This is a genomic window from Psychromicrobium ferritrahens (genome assembly GCF_043789415.1).
Classification (GTDB): Bacteria; Actinomycetota; Actinomycetes; order Actinomycetales; family Micrococcaceae; genus Renibacterium.
In genome coordinates this window covers 257,810-276,993 of the sequence record NZ_JBDLLW010000003.1, presented here as the reverse complement: position 1 = coordinate 276,993, position 19,184 = coordinate 257,810, and the positions used below count along the sequence as shown (strand labels likewise).

Here is a 19,184-nt window from a genome sequence, read left to right as displayed (position 1 = left end):
CTTGATCGCGTCGTACTGCAACGAAACTGCGGCACTCTTCATGTGCCGCAGTTTCGTTGTTGCCATCGTGGTGCCCCTGGCGGGATTCGAACCCACGACCTTCCCTTTAGGAGAGGGACGCTCTATCCTGCTGAGCTACAGAGGCCGGAAACACCAGAGTTAGCTTACAACAGTGTCGCTCGGCAGCACGATGCGCTCCGGGCTTCGGCTCAGCGCCTCCGGCAGAATGCTAGGCCTCGCGGCGCAGATCCAGCCGCTCCGGAAGCGGCCGGAAACCAGCAGATCGATAGGTGGCGATTCCGCCGGTGTTGGAGCTCGGGGTGCAGACCAGGGCGCTTGAAGAACCCAGCTCGAGAAGTGCGGCTGCTGCGGCGAGGCTGATCGCCTTCCCGTAGCCGTGCCCCCGATGATCGTGATGCACTCCCATCGGCTCAAGGAGCCCAGGTCTGCCCTGACCAGCCGACCAGACAGTAGCCACCGCAACGGCATTCTCGCGATCGTCATAGCCGATCAGGGAACGGGCTTCAGCATAGGGCGATCCACTCGCCATGGCCCGCCAACGTTGCGGGGTGAAGCTTGAGCCGTCGAAGGCGGCCCTTACCACGGTGGCATAACGCTGTGCTTTTTCGGCGCCGATCACCTCGATCCGCATGACCGGGTCCGGCACCGACTCGTCGAGCTCTCGCCGCAGCGGCGTCCACAGCTCGTCGGGTTGCCAGCCGACCGCGGTCAGTAGCTCCCTGAGCAAGACGCCACTCGGGGTTTCTAGATGAGCCTTTCCGGCTGGCAGCACGCCATGCTCTGGCTGAACCAGATCCCGCACCAGCCGTTCAGCCAACTCCTCGTCCTGCTGTGCCTGGGGAGCAATGGTCAGTCGCAATAGCTGAGGGCCGTCCAGCAGCCCGAGCGCGAGAATCTTTCCCGCCCGGCTCCAGCACCGCACCGCTGCGGCCGTCGCCTCGGCACCGAATCGCCAGAACCAGCCCAGGTCCCCGGGGTGCAGTTGAAAACTGGCCTCGTCGTCTTGCCATTCCGCTAAAACCGCGAGAGCCTGGCCCAACTCGCTGACCTGCGGCTTGCTCATGACAATCGCCATACCGCGATTAAACACCGGTTGCCAGGCCCGCGCAGTCCTAGCCGGAGGTGTGTCTCCGGCTAGTCGGTCAGACCGCCGATCCAGCTGTGCACCAGCGGCACCACGCTGGAGCCCTCACCACTTGCAGCCGCCACACGTTTCATTGAACCTGCTCTGATATCTCCCACCGCGAAGATCCCCGGCACAGTGGTAGCGAGGTTCTCGGGTGGTACACCCTCCACCCAGGTTTCTTTAGGAACATCGCGGCCGGTCAGCACGAAGCCTCTTTCGTCCTTGATCACTTCCGCGGGCAACCACTCGCACAGGGGTTCAGCGCCCAGCAGCAGGAAGAGGCCACCGGCGTCATGGCGGCTCAATTCACCGGTGACGGTGTCTTTGAGTTCGATCCACTCCAGGCGCTCTCCGCCGCCGCCGTCCACGACCTCAGAACAGCTGCGCACCGTGACCAAGGGGTTGTACTCGATCTCATTGATCAAATAGTCCGACATGGTCTCGGCGAGGGTGGGTCGTCGGATCAGGATGGTCACCGAACGGGCATAACGGGAGAGATGGAGGGCCGCTTGTCCTGCTGAGTTTCCGCCGCCCACCACGAAGACATGCTGATCTTCCATCTCCCGGGCCGCCGTCATCGCCGAACCGTAGAAGACGCCCTGGCCGACCATCGAATCAATCGATTCGACCCGCAACTTCCGATAGGAAACGCCGCTGGCAATCACCACGGCCCTCGCCCTGAGCTCACCGCCCCCGGTCTGCAGGGTGTGCACGCGCTCTCCAACGGTGAGGCCTTCCACTGGCCAGCCGGTGAAGAATCTTGTGCCGAAACGTGTCGCTTGACTGCGCGCTCGCTGGGCCAGCCGCATTCCGGAAATACCGCGGGGGAAACCCAGGTAATTCCGGATCATCGAGCTGGTTCCGGCTTGGCCGCCGATCGCTTCAGCCTCCACCACCACGGTGGAAAGCCCCTCCGAGGAGCCGTAAACCGCCGCGGCGAGGCCCGCCGGGCCGCCACCCACAATGACCAGATCGACCACCTGGTCGACATCGATATCGCTCGGATCGCCATAGATGGAGATCGCGACGTCGTGCACTGTGGGCGCGCAGAACGGCTCACTGCCGAGCGCCCGGACAATAGGATAAACCGGAGTCTCGTCCTTCAGCTGAGCCAGCACTTCCTGCCCCTCCGGGCTCTCCGGAGAGAAGGTGCGCACCGGCATTCCCATCCGGTAGAGGAAATCGCGGATGGCGAGCGTGCCGCCGTCGAGCACGGGGGTGATGATGCGGACGGTTTCCGCCTCAGGGGCGGCCACCGTGGAACCCCAGTCGGAAAGCACCTCCGTGACGGCGGTGTGGAATTCCTCGTCCCGAACACCCCGTGGCATCAAGAGGAACGCATCGAATTTCCCTTTGGCCAGAGCCGGGCGCAGGGTCTCAGAGTCTTCGCGGAAGTTATCCATATGCGCGGTGACCAATCGCCGCGCGGTGGGGACCAGAGCGCGCCAGTTGTAAAAGGCTTTGAGAACGTGAACATCGGCCAGCCTGGAGTCTGCGACGTAGAGCGCTACCTGTCCGCCCGCTGCCCGGATCTGCTCGGTGACCTCAAGAGCCTGCTGGGCTGAACTCGCCGAATGCACATCATAATCGCGCTGATACCGCCAGAATTGCTCTTCAAGAACGTCAGCGTACTTATCGGAGACCAGGACAATTGCGGGATTGGGCATAACAGCAGTCTATGTTCCGGGGGAATCGGTCGACCAGCCATCAGCCGGGCGGTTCCGCGCTCAGCGGAGAATCCCGACTGGGCTCAGGATGCTGAGCCGCTGAGCAGCGCCGGATAGGGATACTGCGCTGAGCGGTGCTGGAAGCTCAGGATCGCCGGGTTCCGCACCTCACCGGAGTCGATCTCTATGGCTCGGCTGATGGTTTCATTCTCGGCCCAGGACGTCGGCCCGGCCATCACTGCGCTCAGGAAAGGCTGGAGGGCTTCGCTGATTTCCCAGCTCGCCGAGTTCCACAAATAGGAGGGACTGTGATCGACGCCGTAGTAACTGATGTGATCACCCACCTCAAAGATCGGGGTCTCGAAGGATGTGGGAACTGCCCAGCTGAAACCCATGCCGAGATCGCAGGACACATCGACGATCAGGCTGCCCGGTCGGAAAGCGGAGAGGTCCTGTTCGGAGAGGAACATCAAGGGCGCTGTCGGGTCCTGCAAGGTGCAATTGACTACCAGGTCGCTCTCCGCAAGGAACTCGGCGAGCGGAACCCGGCCACGGTCACTGATCACATGGCTTGAAAAAGGAGTCTGCGGGTCATGATCGAATTGGATGATCTGCACCGAGTGAATGGGCGAGCCAACCGCTGCCACGCCGCGGTTGGTCAGCACCGTGACATCGTGGATGCCGAGGGCATTCAGCGCGGTGACCGCACCTCGCGCGGTGGCCCCGAAACCGATCACCACTGCGCTGAGCCGCTGACCATAGTCACCCGTGGTGCCGCGCAAACTGAGCGCGTGCAGCACCGAGCAATAACCAGCCAGCTCGTTGTTCTTATGAAAGACATGAAGCCCGAAGCCGCCGTCGGAGGCCCAGTGATTCATCGCCTCGAAGGCGATCAGGGTGAGTTTTTTGTCCACCGCGAGCTGGGTGATCCGCCGGTCCTGCACGCAGTGAGGCCAGCCCCAGAGCACTTGGCCCTCGCGGAGCTCCTCGAGATCCGAGGGCTGAGGTTTGGGTAGCAGCACGACGTCGGAACTCGCGATCAGCTCTACCCGCTCCATCATGCCGCCCACCAAGGGAGCCAGCTGGGCGTCGGAGACACCGTTGCGCTCGCCGTACCCGCGCTCAAGCACGATGCGTCGGCGGAGCCTGGCGTCGATCCGGTCGAAATGCGCCGGATGAATGGCCAGTCGGCGCTCATCGGGCTTACTGGAATTCGCCAGGATGCCCAGGCTCAGTTTGCTCATCGGCTCAGCGTTTCTTGGGCTGGGCCGATTTCTCACTCAGTGTGAGATTGATCTTAGCGGCCTCGCCAGCGCGCTTATCGGCTCTCTTCTCTTTGATCGATTTGCCGGATTTTTTAGACGCGGCTTGCCGTGGCGATTTATCAGCCATTGGTGCTCCCTATAAAGGGGAGCCCGAATGACTCCATACCCCCGACAGTACACCCGCTACGGCTTCCCGGTGCTCGTCGTGGCAACCCAGCCGCTGTCGGCGGCTTTGGCTAGGCTGCTTTTATGACGAGCCAGCGCGAACAGGTCCGCAGTCTCTTCGGAGCCTGGGCGGTGATCAGCGTGATCCAGGTATTCCTTGCGGAGTTGGTGGTGAGTCGGTCCTGGGCGGGGGAGCAGTCCTATAGCCCGATCTTCAATGTGATCAGCGATCTGGGTGCTGCGCACTGTGGTATTCACAGTGCCCGATTCGTCTGCTCACCACTGAACTGGCTGATGAATGCTTCACTTGCTTTGCAAGGGCTGGGGATGATCCTTGGAGGCCTGCTGCTGAGTTCGACTTTGCTCGGTGTAGCTGCCGGTGTGAGGAGCTCTCGGGCAGCGCACGCCCGGCTAGCGCACTCCCCGGCGGCACAACTAAAAGCCGCGGCTTGGGCCCGCTGGTTGCTGGTGGCCGCAGGGGCGGGAGTGATCCTGCTGGCGGTTTTCCCCGAAGATACCATCAGCGCTCTGCACTTCACCGGTGCACTCACCTTCTTCGGTGCGGGCACCATCGCGCTTCTGCTGCTCTGGTGGATCTGGTATCAGCGCAGTGCGCTGAGCTGGGTACTTCTGGTCTTAGGCGTGGTGTCCGCCGTTGCCACCGTGGCCTTCGCGATCTTCAGCGTGTTCTTGCAGATCCCCGGGTTTCCGGATGGCCTGGTTGAACGGCTGATCGTCTACCCGCTGATCATCGGGCTGTCCCTGGTCGGCATCCGGGTGGCTCGCGGGGTGCGTCAGCAGCGGCTCGCTGAACGGGCTCGGTTAGCGGGCTGAATCTCCGCTGTCCCCGGTCTCTATTGACCGGGCGGCTTCGCCGGGCCTTTCCGCTTGCCCCATGGCGAGAACGCGAAGACGGCCGCGAGCAGGGAGATCACCAGCAGGGCCCAGGAGATCATCGTGAGGCTGCTCGCCCAGGCCACCTGTGCTGGATCGACAGGACTGGCCGCCAACATGGCGTCGATCAGCACATTGGCTACCAGCTGGACGACGGCGAAGAGCACCGGCGCTGCCCAGAGGGCCCAGCGCAGTGCGCGCCTGCCCACATTGAGTCCGATCAACAGCAGCCAACTGAAGCCGAAGACCAAGGGGAAGAGCGTGCCCGCTGTCTTGTGCACGTATTGCAGCTGCCCGAGGGCGTCGGCGTTCATCGCTGCCTTCAACCGGGTGATATCACCGGTATCAAAACCAAAAGCCATGGAATCCGGCATCGCCAGACCATTGGAGAGCTGGGTCATCTGGTTCAGAGTGAGCAGGTGAAAGTACCAGAACAGGAAAGCGCTGGCCACCACACCGGCGATCAGAATGAGATTAGCATTGCTCTTCGCCTTCGCGGGGCTGCGCTGCGTGCTGGGGTTCGCTGCTTGCACGGGGACCCCTGGCACCCCCGGGGTCGCCCTGTCACCGTGTTTGGCTGCGCGTTGAGCGGGAGTCTTGGCCATGGCACCATTCTTCCACTTTTGGCTGAGCAGCTCGGCTGCCTGTTGGCTGGCTCACGAAACTGGCTGTCCGGGTGATGAATTCGTTAGTGTCGAAGGAGTCCAGTATCGGCAATTTGGAAAGAGCCCATGCCAAAGTTATCCGTTGTTCCTACTGTCTTGGCGTTGCTTCTGGCCGTCTCACTCAGTTCCTGCTCGGCCTCCAGCGATAGTGGAACTTCGCCCAGCGGGTTCTCCATCACTGCCTCGGCATCCCCTTCAGCGGGGCTGATGGCCAAGCTGATTCCCGCGGATGTCAGGGTGCTCAACGAGCCCGCCCAGGCCAAGACCACTCTGGTGCTCTTCACCGATTACCAGTGTCCGTATTGCGCCAAGATGGACACCCAGATTCAGCGGTTGAAGACCGAATACCGGGATCAGCTGAGGATCGTGGTTCGAAACCTGCCGCTGACTAAGCATCAGAATGCGCAGTTCGCGGCTCAAGCAGTGGAAGCCGCTGCAGAGCAGGGCGCTTTGGAGAAACTCGCGAGCTTGGTCTTCAGCAAACAGGCGGAATGGGCTCAAGCGAGTTCGGGATTAGAGCAGCGATTTACTGGCTACGCTCAGCAAATCGGCTTGGATATCACGAAATTTAACAGCGATCTGAACTCTTCAAAGATCAAATCTCGGGTGGCCAGAGATCTACAAGATGCCACTGACCTAGGCTTGCGCGGCACTCCCTCATTGGTTTTGGACGGCAAGCTGCTCAGCGTAGATTCCACCGACTATCAGACGGTCAAAGGGCCGGTGGACCGGGTGCTGAGCGGTCGGTAAAGGTCGCTAAAGCCTGAGTAGGCTGGGAACATGCTTCAACCAGAGATCCTCGATCCCTCCCTCAACGACGCGCAGCTAGCTTCCAGTCTGGTGCGGAACGCCGCGATCCTGGCGTTCGCCATGCGCGAGGAAGGACTCACCGGTGAGCGCAAGACTTCGGTCTCCGACGTGGTCACCGCAGCGGATAAGGCAGCCGAAAAGTACGTGCTGCAGCAGCTTCGGGTCTGCCGCCCGGACGACAGCATCCTGGGGGAGGAAGGTGCCAGCTACGCCGGCAGCTCGAACCGGACCTGGGTGATCGACCCGGTGGACGGCACCTACAACTTCCTCTCCGGCTCCAGCTACTGGTGCTCGGCGATCGCCCTGGAACAGAACCCGGCGGATCGGCTATCGGCTGAGGAATCGGCGGATCCGGAGGTTATTCTGGGCGCGGTCTACCAGCCGCAAGAGGATAAATTGTGGCTCGGCGGCGTCGACCTCCCAGCCACTCTGAATGGAAGTTCCTTGGCCTCGCTACCCGACCAGCCGCTCAGCCAGCTGAGCGCCGGAACTTATTTGCACCCGAGCTGGCTGATGCAGCCGCTCGCTCGGGAACCTTGGCTCGCCGCCGTCGAACGGCTCGCCACTTTCCGCTTGCTCGGCTCCGGCTCTTGCGATCTCTCCCGAGTGGCCCAGCAGGAACTCGGCTGCTGGTTCCAGCACAGCACGGCTCTCTGGGACTGGCTGCCCGGAAAAGCCATTGTGCGCGCGGCCGGCGGCAGCACCGCCGTCGTGCGGGTCAATGGTTTGAACTGGTTCCTGGCCGGTGGTGCGACGGCGGTTGCTGAACTCAGCGAGGCGCTGCGCTCAGCAACGCTATGACAGCTGGAGCCGTTCTAGCAGCTTCAAAACGACCCTAGCTGTCACAGCGTTGGACGCCGGGGATCAGAAAGCGGGGGTGGCAGGAACTAGACTTGAAAAACCATGGATATGCTCTTCGACCCGCGTCCCTCCCCGTCCAGCTCAGCCCAGTCAGCCTCAGCCGTTTCGCTGCCCGAAATAGATGCGAAGGAGTTGCTGCACGGGCTGAACCCGCAGCAGGAGGCTGCGGTGACGCACTCCGGCTCGGCCTTGCTGATCGTGGCCGGAGCCGGTTCGGGGAAGACCCGGGTGCTCAGCCACCGGATCGCTTATCTGCTAGCCACCGGGCGAGCTCACCCGGGGGAGATCCTAGCGATCACCTTCACCAACAAGGCCGCGGCGGAGATGCGCGAGCGGATCGCCGCGCTGATCGGTGACCGGGCGAAGAACATGTGGATCTCCACCTTCCATTCTTCCTGCGTGCGGATCCTGCGCCGCGAGGCCAGCACCGTCGGTTTGAACTCCAGTTTCTCCATCTACGACTCGGCAGACAGTCTGCGGCTGATCACTCTGATCGCTAAAGGCTTGGACCTGGATCCGAAGCGGTTCACCCCCAAGTCGATTCAGCATAAGATCTCCGCGCTGAAGAACGAGCTGATCGACGACGACAGCTTCGCCAGCACCGCGACCGGCCCCTTCGAGCAGGGCGTCGCCGAGGTCTATCGGGGCTACACCCAGCGGCTGCGTCAGGCGAACGCCCTGGATTTCGACGATCTGATTGCCCAGACGGTCTGGATGTTCCGGGCCTTCCCGGGCGTCGCCGACTACTACCGGCGCCGCTTCCGGCACGTCATGGTCGACGAGTACCAGGACACCAACCACGCGCAGTATGCCCTGGTCCGGGAGATCGTCGGTGAGCCGCCCGAGCAGGCCGAACTCACCGTGGTGGGCGATTCCGACCAGTCGATCTACGCCTTCCGCGGTGCGGATATCCGCAATATCGTGGAGTTCGAAAAGGACTACCCAAACGCCCAGACCATCAAGCTCGAGCAGAACTACCGCTCCACACAGACGATTCTGAGCGCTGCCAACGCGGTGATCGAGAAGAACCCGGACCGGCCCGCCAAACGTTTGTGGACGGCGGAGGGCGACGGCGAGAAGATCATCGGCTATGTGGCCGAGAACGAGCACGAAGAAGCCCGGTTTATCGCCGAGGAGATCGACAGGCTGCAAGACGAAGAAGACCTGCGGCCGGGCGATGTCGCAATCTTCTACCGGACCAATGCGCAGAGCCGTTCCATCGAAGAGATCCTGATGCGGGTCGGCCTGCCCTACCGCGTGGTCGGCGGCACCAGATTCTACGAGCGCAAGGAAATCAAGGACGCGCTCGCCTACCTCCGCGTGCTGGTCAATCCCGAAGACGACGTCAACCTGCGACGGATCCTCAACGAACCCAAGCGCGGCATCGGCGACCGCGCCGAGGGCGCCGTCGCTGCGCTCGCCGAACGCGAGCGCAGTTCCTTCATGGCGGCGTTGCGTCGCGCCGACGAGGCTCCCGCGATGGCGACCCGGAGCCTCAATGCCGTCAACGGCTTCGTGAAGCTGATCGACGATCTCACCGAGGTGGCCAATACTTCTGGGGCGGCCACCGCCCTGGAAGCGGTGTTGGAGCAGACCGGTTACCTCGAAGGCCTGCGCGCCAGCACGGACCCGCAGGACGAGTCCAGGGTGGAGAACCTGGCCGAACTGGTCGCCGTGGTCCGCGAGTACGAACGGGACAATCCGGAGGGCTCGCTGACCGATTTCCTTGAGGGGGTGGCGTTGGTCGCCGATGCGGACCAGATTCCGGATGCTCCTGGCTCCGACACCGAAGCCGCGGTGGCCGAGGCCAAACGGCTCGGCGTGGTCACCCTGATGACGCTGCACACCGCCAAGGGCCTGGAATTTCCGGTGGTCTTCTTGACCGGTATGGAGCACGGCATCTTCCCGCACGCCCGGTCCGCCACCGACGAGAAGGAAATGGCCGAGGAGCGGCGGCTGGCCTATGTGGGGCTGACTCGGGCTCGGAAGCGCCTCTACCTGACCCGTGCCGAAGTGCGCAGCCTGTGGGGGCAGAGCCAGTACAACCCGGCCAGTCCTTTTATCGACGAAGTGCCGCCCGGGCTGATCGACTGGAAACGGGAAGGCTCGGTGCGCAGCATGCCTTCGATCGGCTCCTCCGGCTTCGGCAGGGACCGCTTCTCCGGCTCCTCTTGGGGGGCTGGCCGGGCTTTCGGCACCGGTGGGGCGGGCGATTCCGGGAATCTTCCGGCCAGCCTAGCTACTCGGGCTGGCCGGGTACAGCCGCAGAAGGAAGTTATCGCGGTGGCTGTCGGAGACAAGGTGCAGCACACCAGCTTCGGGCTCGGTACGGTGATCGGGGTCGAAGGCTCCGGAGACAAGACAGTGGCCAAGGTGCGGTTCGCCAGCGAGGAGAAACGGTTGCTGCTGCGCTATGCTCCGCTGAGTAAGGCTTAGCGAACGCTGGAGCGCATGGTGGATCGAACGATGGATCAGGGCGCGGGAGACGCCCAGAGGAGTGGGAGCCGCCAATCAGTGGTTCGCACCGCACTATGGATTGCTGCGGCGCGGGCGGCGGAATCTAGTCGAGTCGATCGGTTATTCAATGATCCCTGGGCAGCTGAACTTGCAGGCGAGGTCGGTCGCAAGATGTTAGCGGCATCCCCGCCGAACCCATTTCTGCCGGTGCGAACACGCTATTTTGACGATCGAGTTGCTGAGTCATGTTCGATCGGTGGGCAGCTCGTGCTGCTCGGCGCAGGGATGGACACCCGAGCTTATCGGCTGGATCTACCCAGAGGTTTGCGGGTGTATGAGATTGACCATCCGGAAGCTTTCGTCGAGAAAGAGTCGGTATTGAGCGAGGCGCGCCTGCAGCTCGAACGGTGTGTGGTCAGAGCTGATTTGAGCGGAGCCTGGCAGCGGGAATTGCTTGGCTCAGGATTTCGACCGGAAAGACACACCGTTTGGCTGGCGGAAGGGTTGTTTTTCTATCTGGAACAATCTCAGGTTCAACACCTTTTGCTTGGCGCCGCTGAGCTTTCCGGCCCGGGGTCCGTCTTTCTGGCCGATATGTTTGGCAGCGGATTATTGACTTTGCCGAGCATGCAGGACTTCGTGCTGAAGAAAAAACAAGCGGGGTTGCCGTTGCCGTTCTGCACTGATGATCCGCACCAATTATTTGCTGCCCAAGGCTGGCCGACCGTCGAAATCGCAGAACCGGGGAGTGCTAAGGCGAACTTCGGTCGGATGCGCGCACTCCCTAGCGAAAGCCTCACCCAGTCGTCCTCCACCTCTCGCAGCTATTTGGTCAGCGGTGTTCGCTAGCCGACTGTTCGACACCAGAAACTGGTGTGCCAATTCGTTTTGGGGCAAGCTATGGGGGTGAGCCGAAGAGTCGGAACCCTGGCCCGTGTGCTGCTGTGCACCCTCGCGGTGCTCCTGGCGTGCACTGGCTGCTTCACGCTGAACAGCCCGGATCCGAAAGCCAGCAGCCCCTCTGGATCAGCGCCGTCCTACCTGGAACGGCTCAAGGCCGCGAAGACCGTGGAGCCCACCTCGACCGCGGCGAAAACCCTATCCGAGGGTCTGCAGGGCTTCCTCTCACCGGCACACGATATCGCCTGTGTTTTCACCTCTTCCAGGGGCGGGCAGATCAACACCCCGCTCGAGCCGAATGACTTCGGCAACTCCAGGAATCAGCGATTCCCGGTGATTCCAGTGGTGCAGTGCGAGCTGGCTGATTATCCGGAGCCCGCCGCAAAGGACGTGAAAGACAATTGCGGCGGTACCGGCATCGGCTATCTAGGCGGGGTAGTGCTGCTCACCCCGCAGAGCACGCAGTATGGGGCTTGTAGGGCTGGACTGACCGGCATGGAAGCCTCTGGAAACGACGCTTCCAGCACTAAACAGCTAATCGCCACCTTCCCCTCTTTGGATTCCGGGCTATCCATCGACGCCAGGGGGTACCGCTGCGCCACATTGGACTCCGGGGTGTCGTGCGCCAACCTCTCGAACGGCGTGGGGTTTTTCGTCTCCAAGGATTCCTACCAGCTTTTCAGCGAGTGACTTAGTTTGGGCGAGGGCCGGTGGAGGGCCTCGAAGTGTGGTGTTGCTCACTAAACGGGTACTCTGGAGGCGGCGCTTAGCGTCACTGCACTATCGTTCCTAGGGGACAGAAAACCAACCGAAAAACTACTACTTCGACGTAGAAGGACTTGAGCCCGTGGACCTGTATGAGTACCAGGCGCGTGACATGTTTGAAGCACACGGAGTTCCCGTGCTCGCTGGCATTGTGGCGCACACCCCAGAAGAAGCTAAAGCGGCAGCCGAGAAGATCGGTGGAGTAACCGTTGTCAAAGCACAGGTGAAGGTCGGTGGCCGCGGCAAGGCCGGCGGCGTCAAGGTGGCTAAGACCCCTGACGAGGCTTTCCAATACGCTTCCGACATCCTGGGTATGGACATCAAGGGGCACACCGTGCACCAGGTGATGATCGCCCAGGGCGCCGATATCGCTGAAGAATTCTACTTCTCGGTCCTGCTGGACCGGGCCAACCGCAACTACCTGGCGATGTGCTCGGTAGAGGGCGGTATGGAGATCGAAGTCCTCGCCGTGGAGCGGCCCGAGGCACTGGCCCGGGTAGCGGTCGACCCCGCCGTGGGTATCGACCAGGCCAAGGCCGAAGAGATCGTGGACACCGCCGGTTTCGCCGCCGAGGTCCGCGACGGCGTGATTGAGACCATCAAGAAACTCTGGGACGTCTTCAAGCAGGAAGACGCTACCCTGGTTGAGGTCAACCCCTTGGTCAAGACCGGCGACGGCCGCATCCTGGCCCTCGATGGCAAGGTCACCCTGGACGCCAACGCGGATTTCCGGCACCCCGATCACGAAGCGCTCGAAGACAAGGCCGCAGCTGATCCGCTGGAGGCCAAGGCCAAGGCGAACGACCTCAACTACGTCAAGCTCGACGGCGAGGTCGGCATTATCGGCAACGGCGCTGGTCTGGTGATGTCCACTCTGGACGTCGTCGCATACGCCGGTGAGAACCACGGCAATGTGAAGCCCGCCAACTTCCTGGATATCGGTGGTGGCGCCTCGGCTGAGGTGATGGCCGCCGGTCTGGACGTGATCTTGAACGACGAGCAGGTGAAGAGCGTCTTCGTCAACGTCTTCGGCGGAATCACGGCGTGCGACGCCGTCGCCAATGGCATTGTGAAAGCCCTGGAGATCCTGGGCACCGCGGCGAACAAGCCGCTCGTGGTCCGGCTCGACGGTAATAACGTCGAAGAGGGCCGCCGCATTCTGACCGAGGCCAACCATCCCCTGGTGACTCAGGCAGCCACCATGGACGAAGGCGCCGATAAGGCCGCCGAACTAGCCCATTCCGCTCTCGCTAACGCTGCGAAGTAAGGACGAGAAAAGATGTCTATTTACCTCAACAAAGACTCCAAGGTCATCGTCCAGGGCATCACGGGCGGCGAGGGCACCAAGCACACCGCCTTGATGCTCAAGGCTGGCACCCAGGTCGTCGGCGGCGTGAACGCCCGCAAGGCCGGCACCACGGTCAGCCACACGGACAAGGACGGCAAGACGATCGAACTCCCGGTTTTCGGTGCGGTTTCCGAGGCCATCGAGAAGACCGGGGCCGACGTCTCGATCATCTTCGTGCCGCCGGCCTTCACCAAGGACGCCGTGGTCGAGGCGATTGAAGCCGGGATTCCGCTCGTGGTGATCATCACTGAGGGCGTTCCGGTTCAGGACTCCGCCGAGTTCTGGGCACTGGCTCAGTCCAAGGTGGATGCCAATGGCCAGCAGATCACCCGGATCATCGGCCCGAACTGCCCCGGCATTATCACCCCCGGTGAAGCGCTGGTGGGCATTACGCCGAACAACATCACCGGCAAGGGCGGGGTCGGCTTGGTCTCCAAGTCCGGTACCTTGACCTACCAGATGATGTACGAACTGCGGGATCTGGGCTTCTCCACTGCGATCGGCATCGGCGGTGACCCGGTGATCGGCACCACCCACATCGATGCGCTGGCCGCTTTCGAAGCCGATCCGGAAACCAAAGCCATCGTGATGATCGGCGAGATCGGCGGTGACGCCGAGGAGCGTGCCGCTGAGTTCATCAAGGCCAATGTGACGAAGCCGGTGGTCGGCTATGTTGCTGGCTTCACCGCTCCGGAGGGCAAGACGATGGGCCACGCCGGTGCCATTGTCTCGGGCTCCGCGGGAACCGCTCAGGCCAAGAAGGAAGCCCTTGAGGCTGCTGGCGTCAAGGTTGGCAAGACGCCGTCCGAAACCGCTCAGTTGCTGCGCGAGGTTTACGCAGCGCTCTGATCCTTAACGAAAAGGGAGGCGGCAGATCTGATCTGCCGCCTCCCTTTTCGTTTATCCGAGAATTAGCAACTCAGATTATCGCCGTAGCTCACACCGATCACATCAGCGATGTGCTTGTAGTTGGTGATCCGGGCGTTCATCTGATCCGGGTTGCTGCCATTGCACTCCAGGCCGCCGTTGATAGCGCGGATGGTGGCGCCGAAACCGTTGCCGTTCACCATGGCGTTGTGCGGGGTGACGCTGGTGGCACCGCTCTGGGTGTTCCAGTACCACAGACCGGTACCCCAAGCGAGGGTCGGGTCGGTCGCGACCAGATCCGGGTTGTGCAGCAGATCCACGCCGAGCGAATCACCCGCGGCCTTGTAGTTGTAGTTCCAGCTCAGCTGCAGTGAACCGCGTCCGTAGTACTGGTCGTTGCCAGCAGGGCAGCCGTAGGGCTGGCTAGTATCGCAGTAGTGCGGGTAGTTCGCGGTGTTCAGCTCACGCAGGTACTGCAGGCTGCCGGTTTCATGCTGCACATTGGCCAGGAAAGCCGCGATCTCGCGCTTCTTGGTGGTGATATCACCCGTGGTGGCGAAAGCCGGGTACTTCGCGGCACCGCTGACCAGGCCCTGGTAAGAGTAAGTGGCAACTCGGTTCGGGAAGAGCGAGTTGAATTGAGCCTCGGTGATCGGGAAGTCCGTCGGATTAGTGGTGGTGGTCCCGGGGTGTACTGTCCACTTCTGGTTGGTGGCACCCGTACAGGTCCAGATGTCTACCGGAGTCCTGTTGTCCGAAGCGCCGCCGCTGGTCTCGAGGCACTTATTGGCCGAGATGCTGACGATATCGCTGAAATCGGAGAAGCCCCACTTCTGGTTAGTGCTGCCGTTGCAGTCCCAGAGCTGGACTCGAGCGCCGTTGTCGGTGGAGCTGTTCACCACCTGCAAGCACTTGCCCTGTGCCTGCAAGCTCTGATCGTCACCGATCGTGAGCTGCTGAGCGATCGTGCTGTTGCAATCGTAGATTTGCACGAGGGTTCCGTTGGAAGACTGACCGTCTGTCATGTCGAGGCACTTGCCACCGATGCCGGTAATAGTCCCGGTGGTTGCGGCCTGGGCGGCGCTGGGCGCAGCCACCAAAAGCAGGCCGGCTGCCGCGGAAGCCATCAGTATTGCGAGAAGTTTTTTCACTGCAGGGTATTCCTTTCGAGCGGTCAAAAACATAGTCAACTGGAGTTACCTGAAGTGCGAGCGACTGGCACGAAGAGTCTTTCGTCCGGGTCCATTGAATACAAGGCCTTTTGAGAGATTTTCCGACGATTTTGAGAAGTCTGTGGAAAGTACTTACTTACTCTGAACTCTAGAAAATAGGCTCTCCAACGATCTCCTCCAGGGGTCTTCCGCGAGTCTTTCGAAGCCTCAACCGGCCTTAAAAGAGACGCTCAAAGGGGTGAAAGCCAACCATCCTGTCGGTATGCTTGGTTAGTCTTTCTTCAGCACGAAATCTCCACGATTCCTGGGAAGTTGTCATATGCTTATCAAGCTTCTGAGACAGTACTCGAAGCCCTATGTTCCGTACCTGATCGCCGTCCTGGTCTTCCAGCTACTGGCCACCATCGCCGCTCTCTATCTGCCGAGCCTGAACGCTCAGATCATCGATCAGGGCGTGGCCAAAGCGGATACCGACTATATCTGGCGAGTCGGCGGAGTGATGCTGCTGGTGGCGCTGGCCCAGGTGGTCACCGCGGTAGCCGGAATGTACTACGGGTCTAAGGCTTCAATGGCGGTCGGCCGGGATCTGCGCCGAAGCGTCTTCCGCAAGGTGTCCAATTTCTCGGCCCAGGAGCTCGGCAGCTTCGGTGCCCCCACCTTGATCACCCGCGGTACGAACGACATCCAACAGGTTCAGATGGTGCTTCTGATGGGTCTGAACTTCATGGTGTCCGCTCCCATTATGTGCATCGGCGGCATCATTATGGCGCTTCGAGAGGATCTCAGCCTCTCCTGGCTGGTCTGGGTCTCGGTGCCGCTGCTTCTCGTGGTCGTAGGGTATCTGGTCTGGCGGCTGATGCCGCTGTTCAAATCCATGCAGGGTTTCATCGACAAGATCAATGGAGTGCTGCGCGAGCAGATCGTCGGAATCCGGGTGGTCCGGGCCTTCGGCCGCGAACCCTTCGAAACTAAGCGTTTTGACGGTGCCAATGAGAACATCACCAAGGTCTCGCTCAAAGTCGGTGCCATTTTCGTGCTGATGTTCCCGCTCATCACGATGATCTTGCACATTGCCACCTCGGCGGTGCTCTGGTTCGGCGGCCAGCGAGTGGACGCCGGTCAGATGCAGATCGGGTCGCTCACCGCCTTCCTGCAGTATCTGCTGCAGATCCTGACCGCAGTGATGATGGGTACCTTCATGGCGATGATGATTCCGCGTGCCGTGGTGTGCGCCGAGCGGATCAGCGAAGTGCTCGACACACAGACCACTCTGCTGATGCCGCGGACCACTACCGAGCCTGAGGCTAAGCGTGGCGAGGTGGAATACCGGAACGTCAGTTTCAGCTATCCCGGGGCCGAGGCTCCGGTGCTGAAGAACATCTCCTTCACTGCCAACCCCGGTCAAACAGTGGCCATTATCGGGGCCACCGGCGGCGGGAAAACTACTCTGCTCTCGCTGCTGCCGAGGCTTTTTGACGCCGCTGCGGGAGAGGTGCTGCTCGACGGCGTGCCGGTCACCCAGCTGAGCCGAGATGCGATCACCTCACGGGTCTCCATGGTGCCGCAGAAACCCTATCTGTTTGCCGGAACCATTGAGTCGAATCTGCGCTTTGGCAAACCGAACGCCAGTGAGGACGAGCTCTGGGAAGCGCTCACCGTTGCACAGGGGGCAGATTTCGTCCGGGAGAAAAGCAAAGGCTTGAACTCCAGGGTTGCGCAGGGCGGTGGCAATGTCTCCGGCGGTCAGCGGCAGCGGCTGTGCATCGCGCGCTCCCTGGTGACCGAACCCAAGGTTTATCTTTTCGACGACTCCTTCTCAGCGCTCGACGTGGCCACTGATGCTCGCCTGCGTAAAGCACTCAAAGAGAAAACGGCCGAGGCCACGGTGATCATCGTGGCGCAGCGGGTCGCCACCATCGTCGACGCCGATCTGATCCTGGTGCTCGACGACGGTGAGATCGTGGGGCGCGGCACTCACGAAGAGCTCCTGCAGAGCTCCGAGGTATATCAGGAAATCGTGGCATCCCAGATCAGTGCGGAGGAAGTGGCATGACCAAGAAAAAAGATGCAGACCCCGCAGCGCTCGACGCCGAGCAAACAGCTCAGGGTGCTCTCGCCACCGAAGTTGCCGATGATGACGATTTCGAAGAAGAGGAATATAAGCCGACCGAGGCCGATGGTGGGATGTTCGGGGATGTCCCGGCGAAGAAGGCCAAGGCTTTCTGGCCCTCGGCTAAGCGGCTGATCGGCCTGCTGAAACATGAATGGCTTGCGCTGACCGCGATTTTCATCGCGGTAGTCGCCTCCGTGGTGCTCACCGTGATCGGTCCGAAGATCCTGGGCAAAGCGATGGATGTGATTTTTGACGGCGTGATCGGCATGACTCTGCCGGCGAATCTGACGAAGGATCAGGTGATCGCCGGGGCCAAAGCGCAGGGTAATAACGATTTCGCTCAGATGCTGGCCACCTCGAACGTGGTGCCCGGTCATGGTGTCGACTTCAACGCGCTCTCCTTCTTGATCCTGGTGGTGCTCTCGATCTATTTCGTGGCCTCATTGTTCAACTGGTTCCAGGGATACGTGCTCAATGTGGTGGTGATGCGGGCGATCCGGCAGCTGCGCACCGATGTGGAGGCGAAGCTCAACAGGCTGCCGCTCAATCACTTCGACACTGGTCAGCGCGGCGATGTGCTCTCCCGGGTGACCAACGACGTCGACAATGTGCAGCAGGGCTTGCAGCAGGCCTTTTCGCAGCTGGTCAGCTCGGTACTGTTGTTGCTGGGCTTCACCGTGATGATGTTCCTGGTGTCCTGGCAATTGGCGCTGATCGCCTTGATCGCCATCCCGCTCTCCGGTGTGGTGGTCGGCATTATTGGCAGCCGTAGTCAGAAGCTTTTCGCCGCTCAATGGAAGAACACCGGCGCGCTCAACGGCCAGATCGAGGAGTCCTTCTCAGGCCATACTCTGGTGACCTTGTTCGGCCGCGAGCAGGACATGCTGGAGCGCTTCGATGAGCGGAACGAAAATCTGTTCAAAGCCAGCTTCGGCGCACAATTCGCCTCCGGCTTGATGATGCCGATCATGCAGTTCATCAACTATCTGAGCTATGTGGGCATTGCGGTGATCGGCGGCCTGCGCGTTGCCTCCGGTCAGATGACCCTGGGCGATGCCACCGCCTTCATCCAGTACTCCCGGGAGTTCAACCAGCCGCTGACCCAGATGGCCGGAATGGCGAATATGCTGCAGTCGGGCGTCGCTTCCGCTGAGCGAGTCTTCGAATTCCTGGATTCTGAGGAGCAGGAACCGGAGAACGCAAAGCAGCACTTGCCCGCTAAGACCGATGGGCACGTCGAGTTCAAGAACGTCAGCTTCAGCTACACCGCGGATAAGCCGCTGATCGAGAACCTTTCGTTCTCGGCTCGTCCGGGTGCGACGGTGGCGATCGTCGGGCCGACCGGTGCGGGCAAGACCACCCTGGTGAACCTGGTGATGCGATTCTACGAGCTCAACTCGGGGCAGATCACTGTTGACGGCGTCGATGTGACCGAACTGAGCAGGGCAGAGCTGCGTTCCAAGGTGGGTATGGTGTTGCAGGATGCGTGGCTCTTTGAGGGCACGATCTACGAGAACATCCAGTACGGCAATCTGGACGCCACCGAGGAGCAGATCATGGAGGCGGCCAAAGCCACCTACGTCGATCGTTTCGTTCGAGCGCTGCCAGATGGTTATCAGACGGTACTCGATGATCAAGGAGATAACGTCAGTGCCGGTGAGAAGCAGCTCATCACGATAGCCAGGGCCTTTGTGGCCGATCCTTCGTTGCTGATCCTGGATGAGGCCACCAGCTCTGTCGATACCCGTACCGAAGTGCTGGTGCAGAAGGCGATGGCGGCACTGCGCACCGACCGGACGAGCTTCGTGATCGCACACCGGCTCTCCACGATTCGCGACGCCGATACCATTCTGGTGATGGAGGCAGGCCGAATCGTCGAGCAGGGCAATCATCAGCAGCTTATCGATGCTCGTGGGGCCTATTACCGGCTCTATATGTCTCAATTCGCCGGTGAAGGAGCGGGTGAGGACGAGGCCTCAGCAGTGCAGGGATCTAGCGGCCAGCAGGCTCAGTAGCTCAGGCTTATTGGCTGAACTGCTCTTGAACTGGGATGATATCGAAGCACGGTAGCTCCTTGAGCTTATGAGA

The 19,184-nt window shown here is 61.3% G+C and carries 16 protein-coding genes and 1 tRNA gene; 10 read left to right on the top strand and 7 right to left on the bottom strand.

Annotated features, from left to right (window positions below):
- Positions 1 to 68: 68 nt before the first annotated feature.
- The 5 genes from ABDK06_RS13300 to ABDK06_RS13280 form a co-directional block, all read right to left on the bottom strand.
- Positions 69 to 145 (bottom strand) — tRNA-Arg (locus ABDK06_RS13300).
- Between the two features lie 84 nt (positions 146 to 229).
- On the bottom strand, positions 230 to 1,084 hold the full coding sequence (locus tag ABDK06_RS13295) for a GNAT family N-acetyltransferase (protein ID WP_394941799.1): 855 nt from the start codon (positions 1,082 to 1,084) through the stop codon (positions 230 to 232).
- Positions 1,085 to 1,155: 71 nt separating this feature from the next.
- Positions 1,156 to 2,814, bottom strand: coding sequence for an NAD(P)/FAD-dependent oxidoreductase (locus tag ABDK06_RS13290; RefSeq protein ID WP_394941797.1), 1,659 nt, complete (start codon positions 2,812 to 2,814; stop codon positions 1,156 to 1,158).
- An 83-nt stretch (positions 2,815 to 2,897) separates the two neighbouring features.
- Positions 2,898 to 4,058, bottom strand: a complete 1,161-nt coding sequence (locus ABDK06_RS13285; protein WP_394941795.1) for a N(5)-(carboxyethyl)ornithine synthase — start codon at positions 4,056 to 4,058, stop codon at positions 2,898 to 2,900.
- 4 nt (positions 4,059 to 4,062) lie between these two features.
- A complete protein-coding gene (locus ABDK06_RS13280) occupies positions 4,063 to 4,206 on the bottom strand; it encodes a hypothetical protein (protein WP_394941793.1) in 144 nt (47 codons plus the stop codon).
- 122 nt (positions 4,207 to 4,328) lie between these two features.
- Between ABDK06_RS13280 and ABDK06_RS13275 the strand changes: the two genes are divergently transcribed.
- Positions 4,329 to 5,078 carry a DUF998 domain-containing protein gene (locus ABDK06_RS13275; RefSeq protein ID WP_394941791.1) on the top strand — a complete coding sequence of 250 codons (750 nt, stop codon included), beginning with the start codon at positions 4,329 to 4,331 and terminating at the stop codon, positions 5,076 to 5,078.
- Between the two features lie 20 nt (positions 5,079 to 5,098).
- On the opposite strand, the gene ABDK06_RS13270 is transcribed toward ABDK06_RS13275, so the two are convergent.
- Complete coding sequence (locus ABDK06_RS13270; RefSeq protein ID WP_394941789.1) at positions 5,099 to 5,743, bottom strand: hypothetical protein; 645 nt, start codon at positions 5,741 to 5,743, stop codon at positions 5,099 to 5,101.
- A gap of 126 nt (positions 5,744 to 5,869) precedes the next feature.
- Between ABDK06_RS13270 and ABDK06_RS13265 the strand changes: the two genes are divergently transcribed.
- The 7 genes from ABDK06_RS13265 to sucD all read left to right on the top strand — a co-directional run bounded on the left by ABDK06_RS13265 (position 5,870) and on the right by sucD (position 13,793).
- Entirely contained in the window at positions 5,870 to 6,553 is a 684-nt protein-coding gene (locus ABDK06_RS13265) for a DsbA family protein (protein ID WP_394941787.1), read from the top strand.
- Between the two features lie 30 nt (positions 6,554 to 6,583).
- Positions 6,584 to 7,414 (top strand): inositol monophosphatase family protein, encoded by an 831-nt coding sequence (locus ABDK06_RS13260; RefSeq protein ID WP_394941785.1) that lies wholly within the window; start codon positions 6,584 to 6,586, stop codon positions 7,412 to 7,414.
- Positions 7,415 to 7,522: 108 nt separating this feature from the next.
- Positions 7,523 to 9,910 carry a DNA helicase PcrA gene (gene pcrA / locus ABDK06_RS13255; protein ID WP_394941954.1) on the top strand — a complete coding sequence of 796 codons (2,388 nt, stop codon included), beginning with the start codon at positions 7,523 to 7,525 and terminating at the stop codon, positions 9,908 to 9,910.
- A 78-nt stretch (positions 9,911 to 9,988) separates the two neighbouring features.
- Positions 9,989 to 10,780: a class I SAM-dependent methyltransferase gene (locus tag ABDK06_RS13250; protein WP_394941783.1), complete on the top strand. Its 792-nt coding sequence runs from the start codon at positions 9,989 to 9,991 to the stop codon at positions 10,778 to 10,780.
- Between the two features lie 57 nt (positions 10,781 to 10,837).
- Positions 10,838 to 11,521, top strand: a complete 684-nt coding sequence (locus ABDK06_RS13245) for a hypothetical protein (protein WP_394941781.1) — start codon at positions 10,838 to 10,840, stop codon at positions 11,519 to 11,521.
- Positions 11,522 to 11,678: 157 nt separating this feature from the next.
- A complete protein-coding gene (gene sucC / locus ABDK06_RS13240) occupies positions 11,679 to 12,863 on the top strand; it encodes an ADP-forming succinate--CoA ligase subunit beta (RefSeq protein ID WP_394941779.1) in 1,185 nt (394 codons plus the stop codon).
- A gap of 12 nt (positions 12,864 to 12,875) precedes the next feature.
- Complete coding sequence (gene sucD / locus ABDK06_RS13235) at positions 12,876 to 13,793, top strand: succinate--CoA ligase subunit alpha (RefSeq protein WP_394941777.1); 918 nt, start codon at positions 12,876 to 12,878, stop codon at positions 13,791 to 13,793.
- A gap of 62 nt (positions 13,794 to 13,855) precedes the next feature.
- On the opposite strand, the gene ABDK06_RS13230 is transcribed toward sucD, so the two are convergent.
- Positions 13,856 to 14,962 (bottom strand): glycoside hydrolase family 19 protein, encoded by a 1,107-nt coding sequence (locus tag ABDK06_RS13230; RefSeq protein ID WP_394941775.1) that lies wholly within the window; start codon positions 14,960 to 14,962, stop codon positions 13,856 to 13,858.
- A gap of 340 nt (positions 14,963 to 15,302) precedes the next feature.
- Between ABDK06_RS13230 and ABDK06_RS13225 the strand changes: the two genes are divergently transcribed.
- Together ABDK06_RS13225 and ABDK06_RS13220 are read left to right on the top strand one after the other, a co-directional pair.
- Positions 15,303 to 17,036 (top strand): ABC transporter ATP-binding protein, encoded by a 1,734-nt coding sequence (locus ABDK06_RS13225; RefSeq protein ID WP_394941773.1) that lies wholly within the window; start codon positions 15,303 to 15,305, stop codon positions 17,034 to 17,036.
- Complete coding sequence (locus ABDK06_RS13220) at positions 17,033 to 19,111, top strand: ABC transporter ATP-binding protein (RefSeq protein WP_394941770.1); 2,079 nt, start codon at positions 17,033 to 17,035, stop codon at positions 19,109 to 19,111. Before ABDK06_RS13225 ends, ABDK06_RS13220 begins: the two co-directional genes overlap by 4 nt.
- Positions 19,112 to 19,184: the final 73 nt, after the last annotated feature.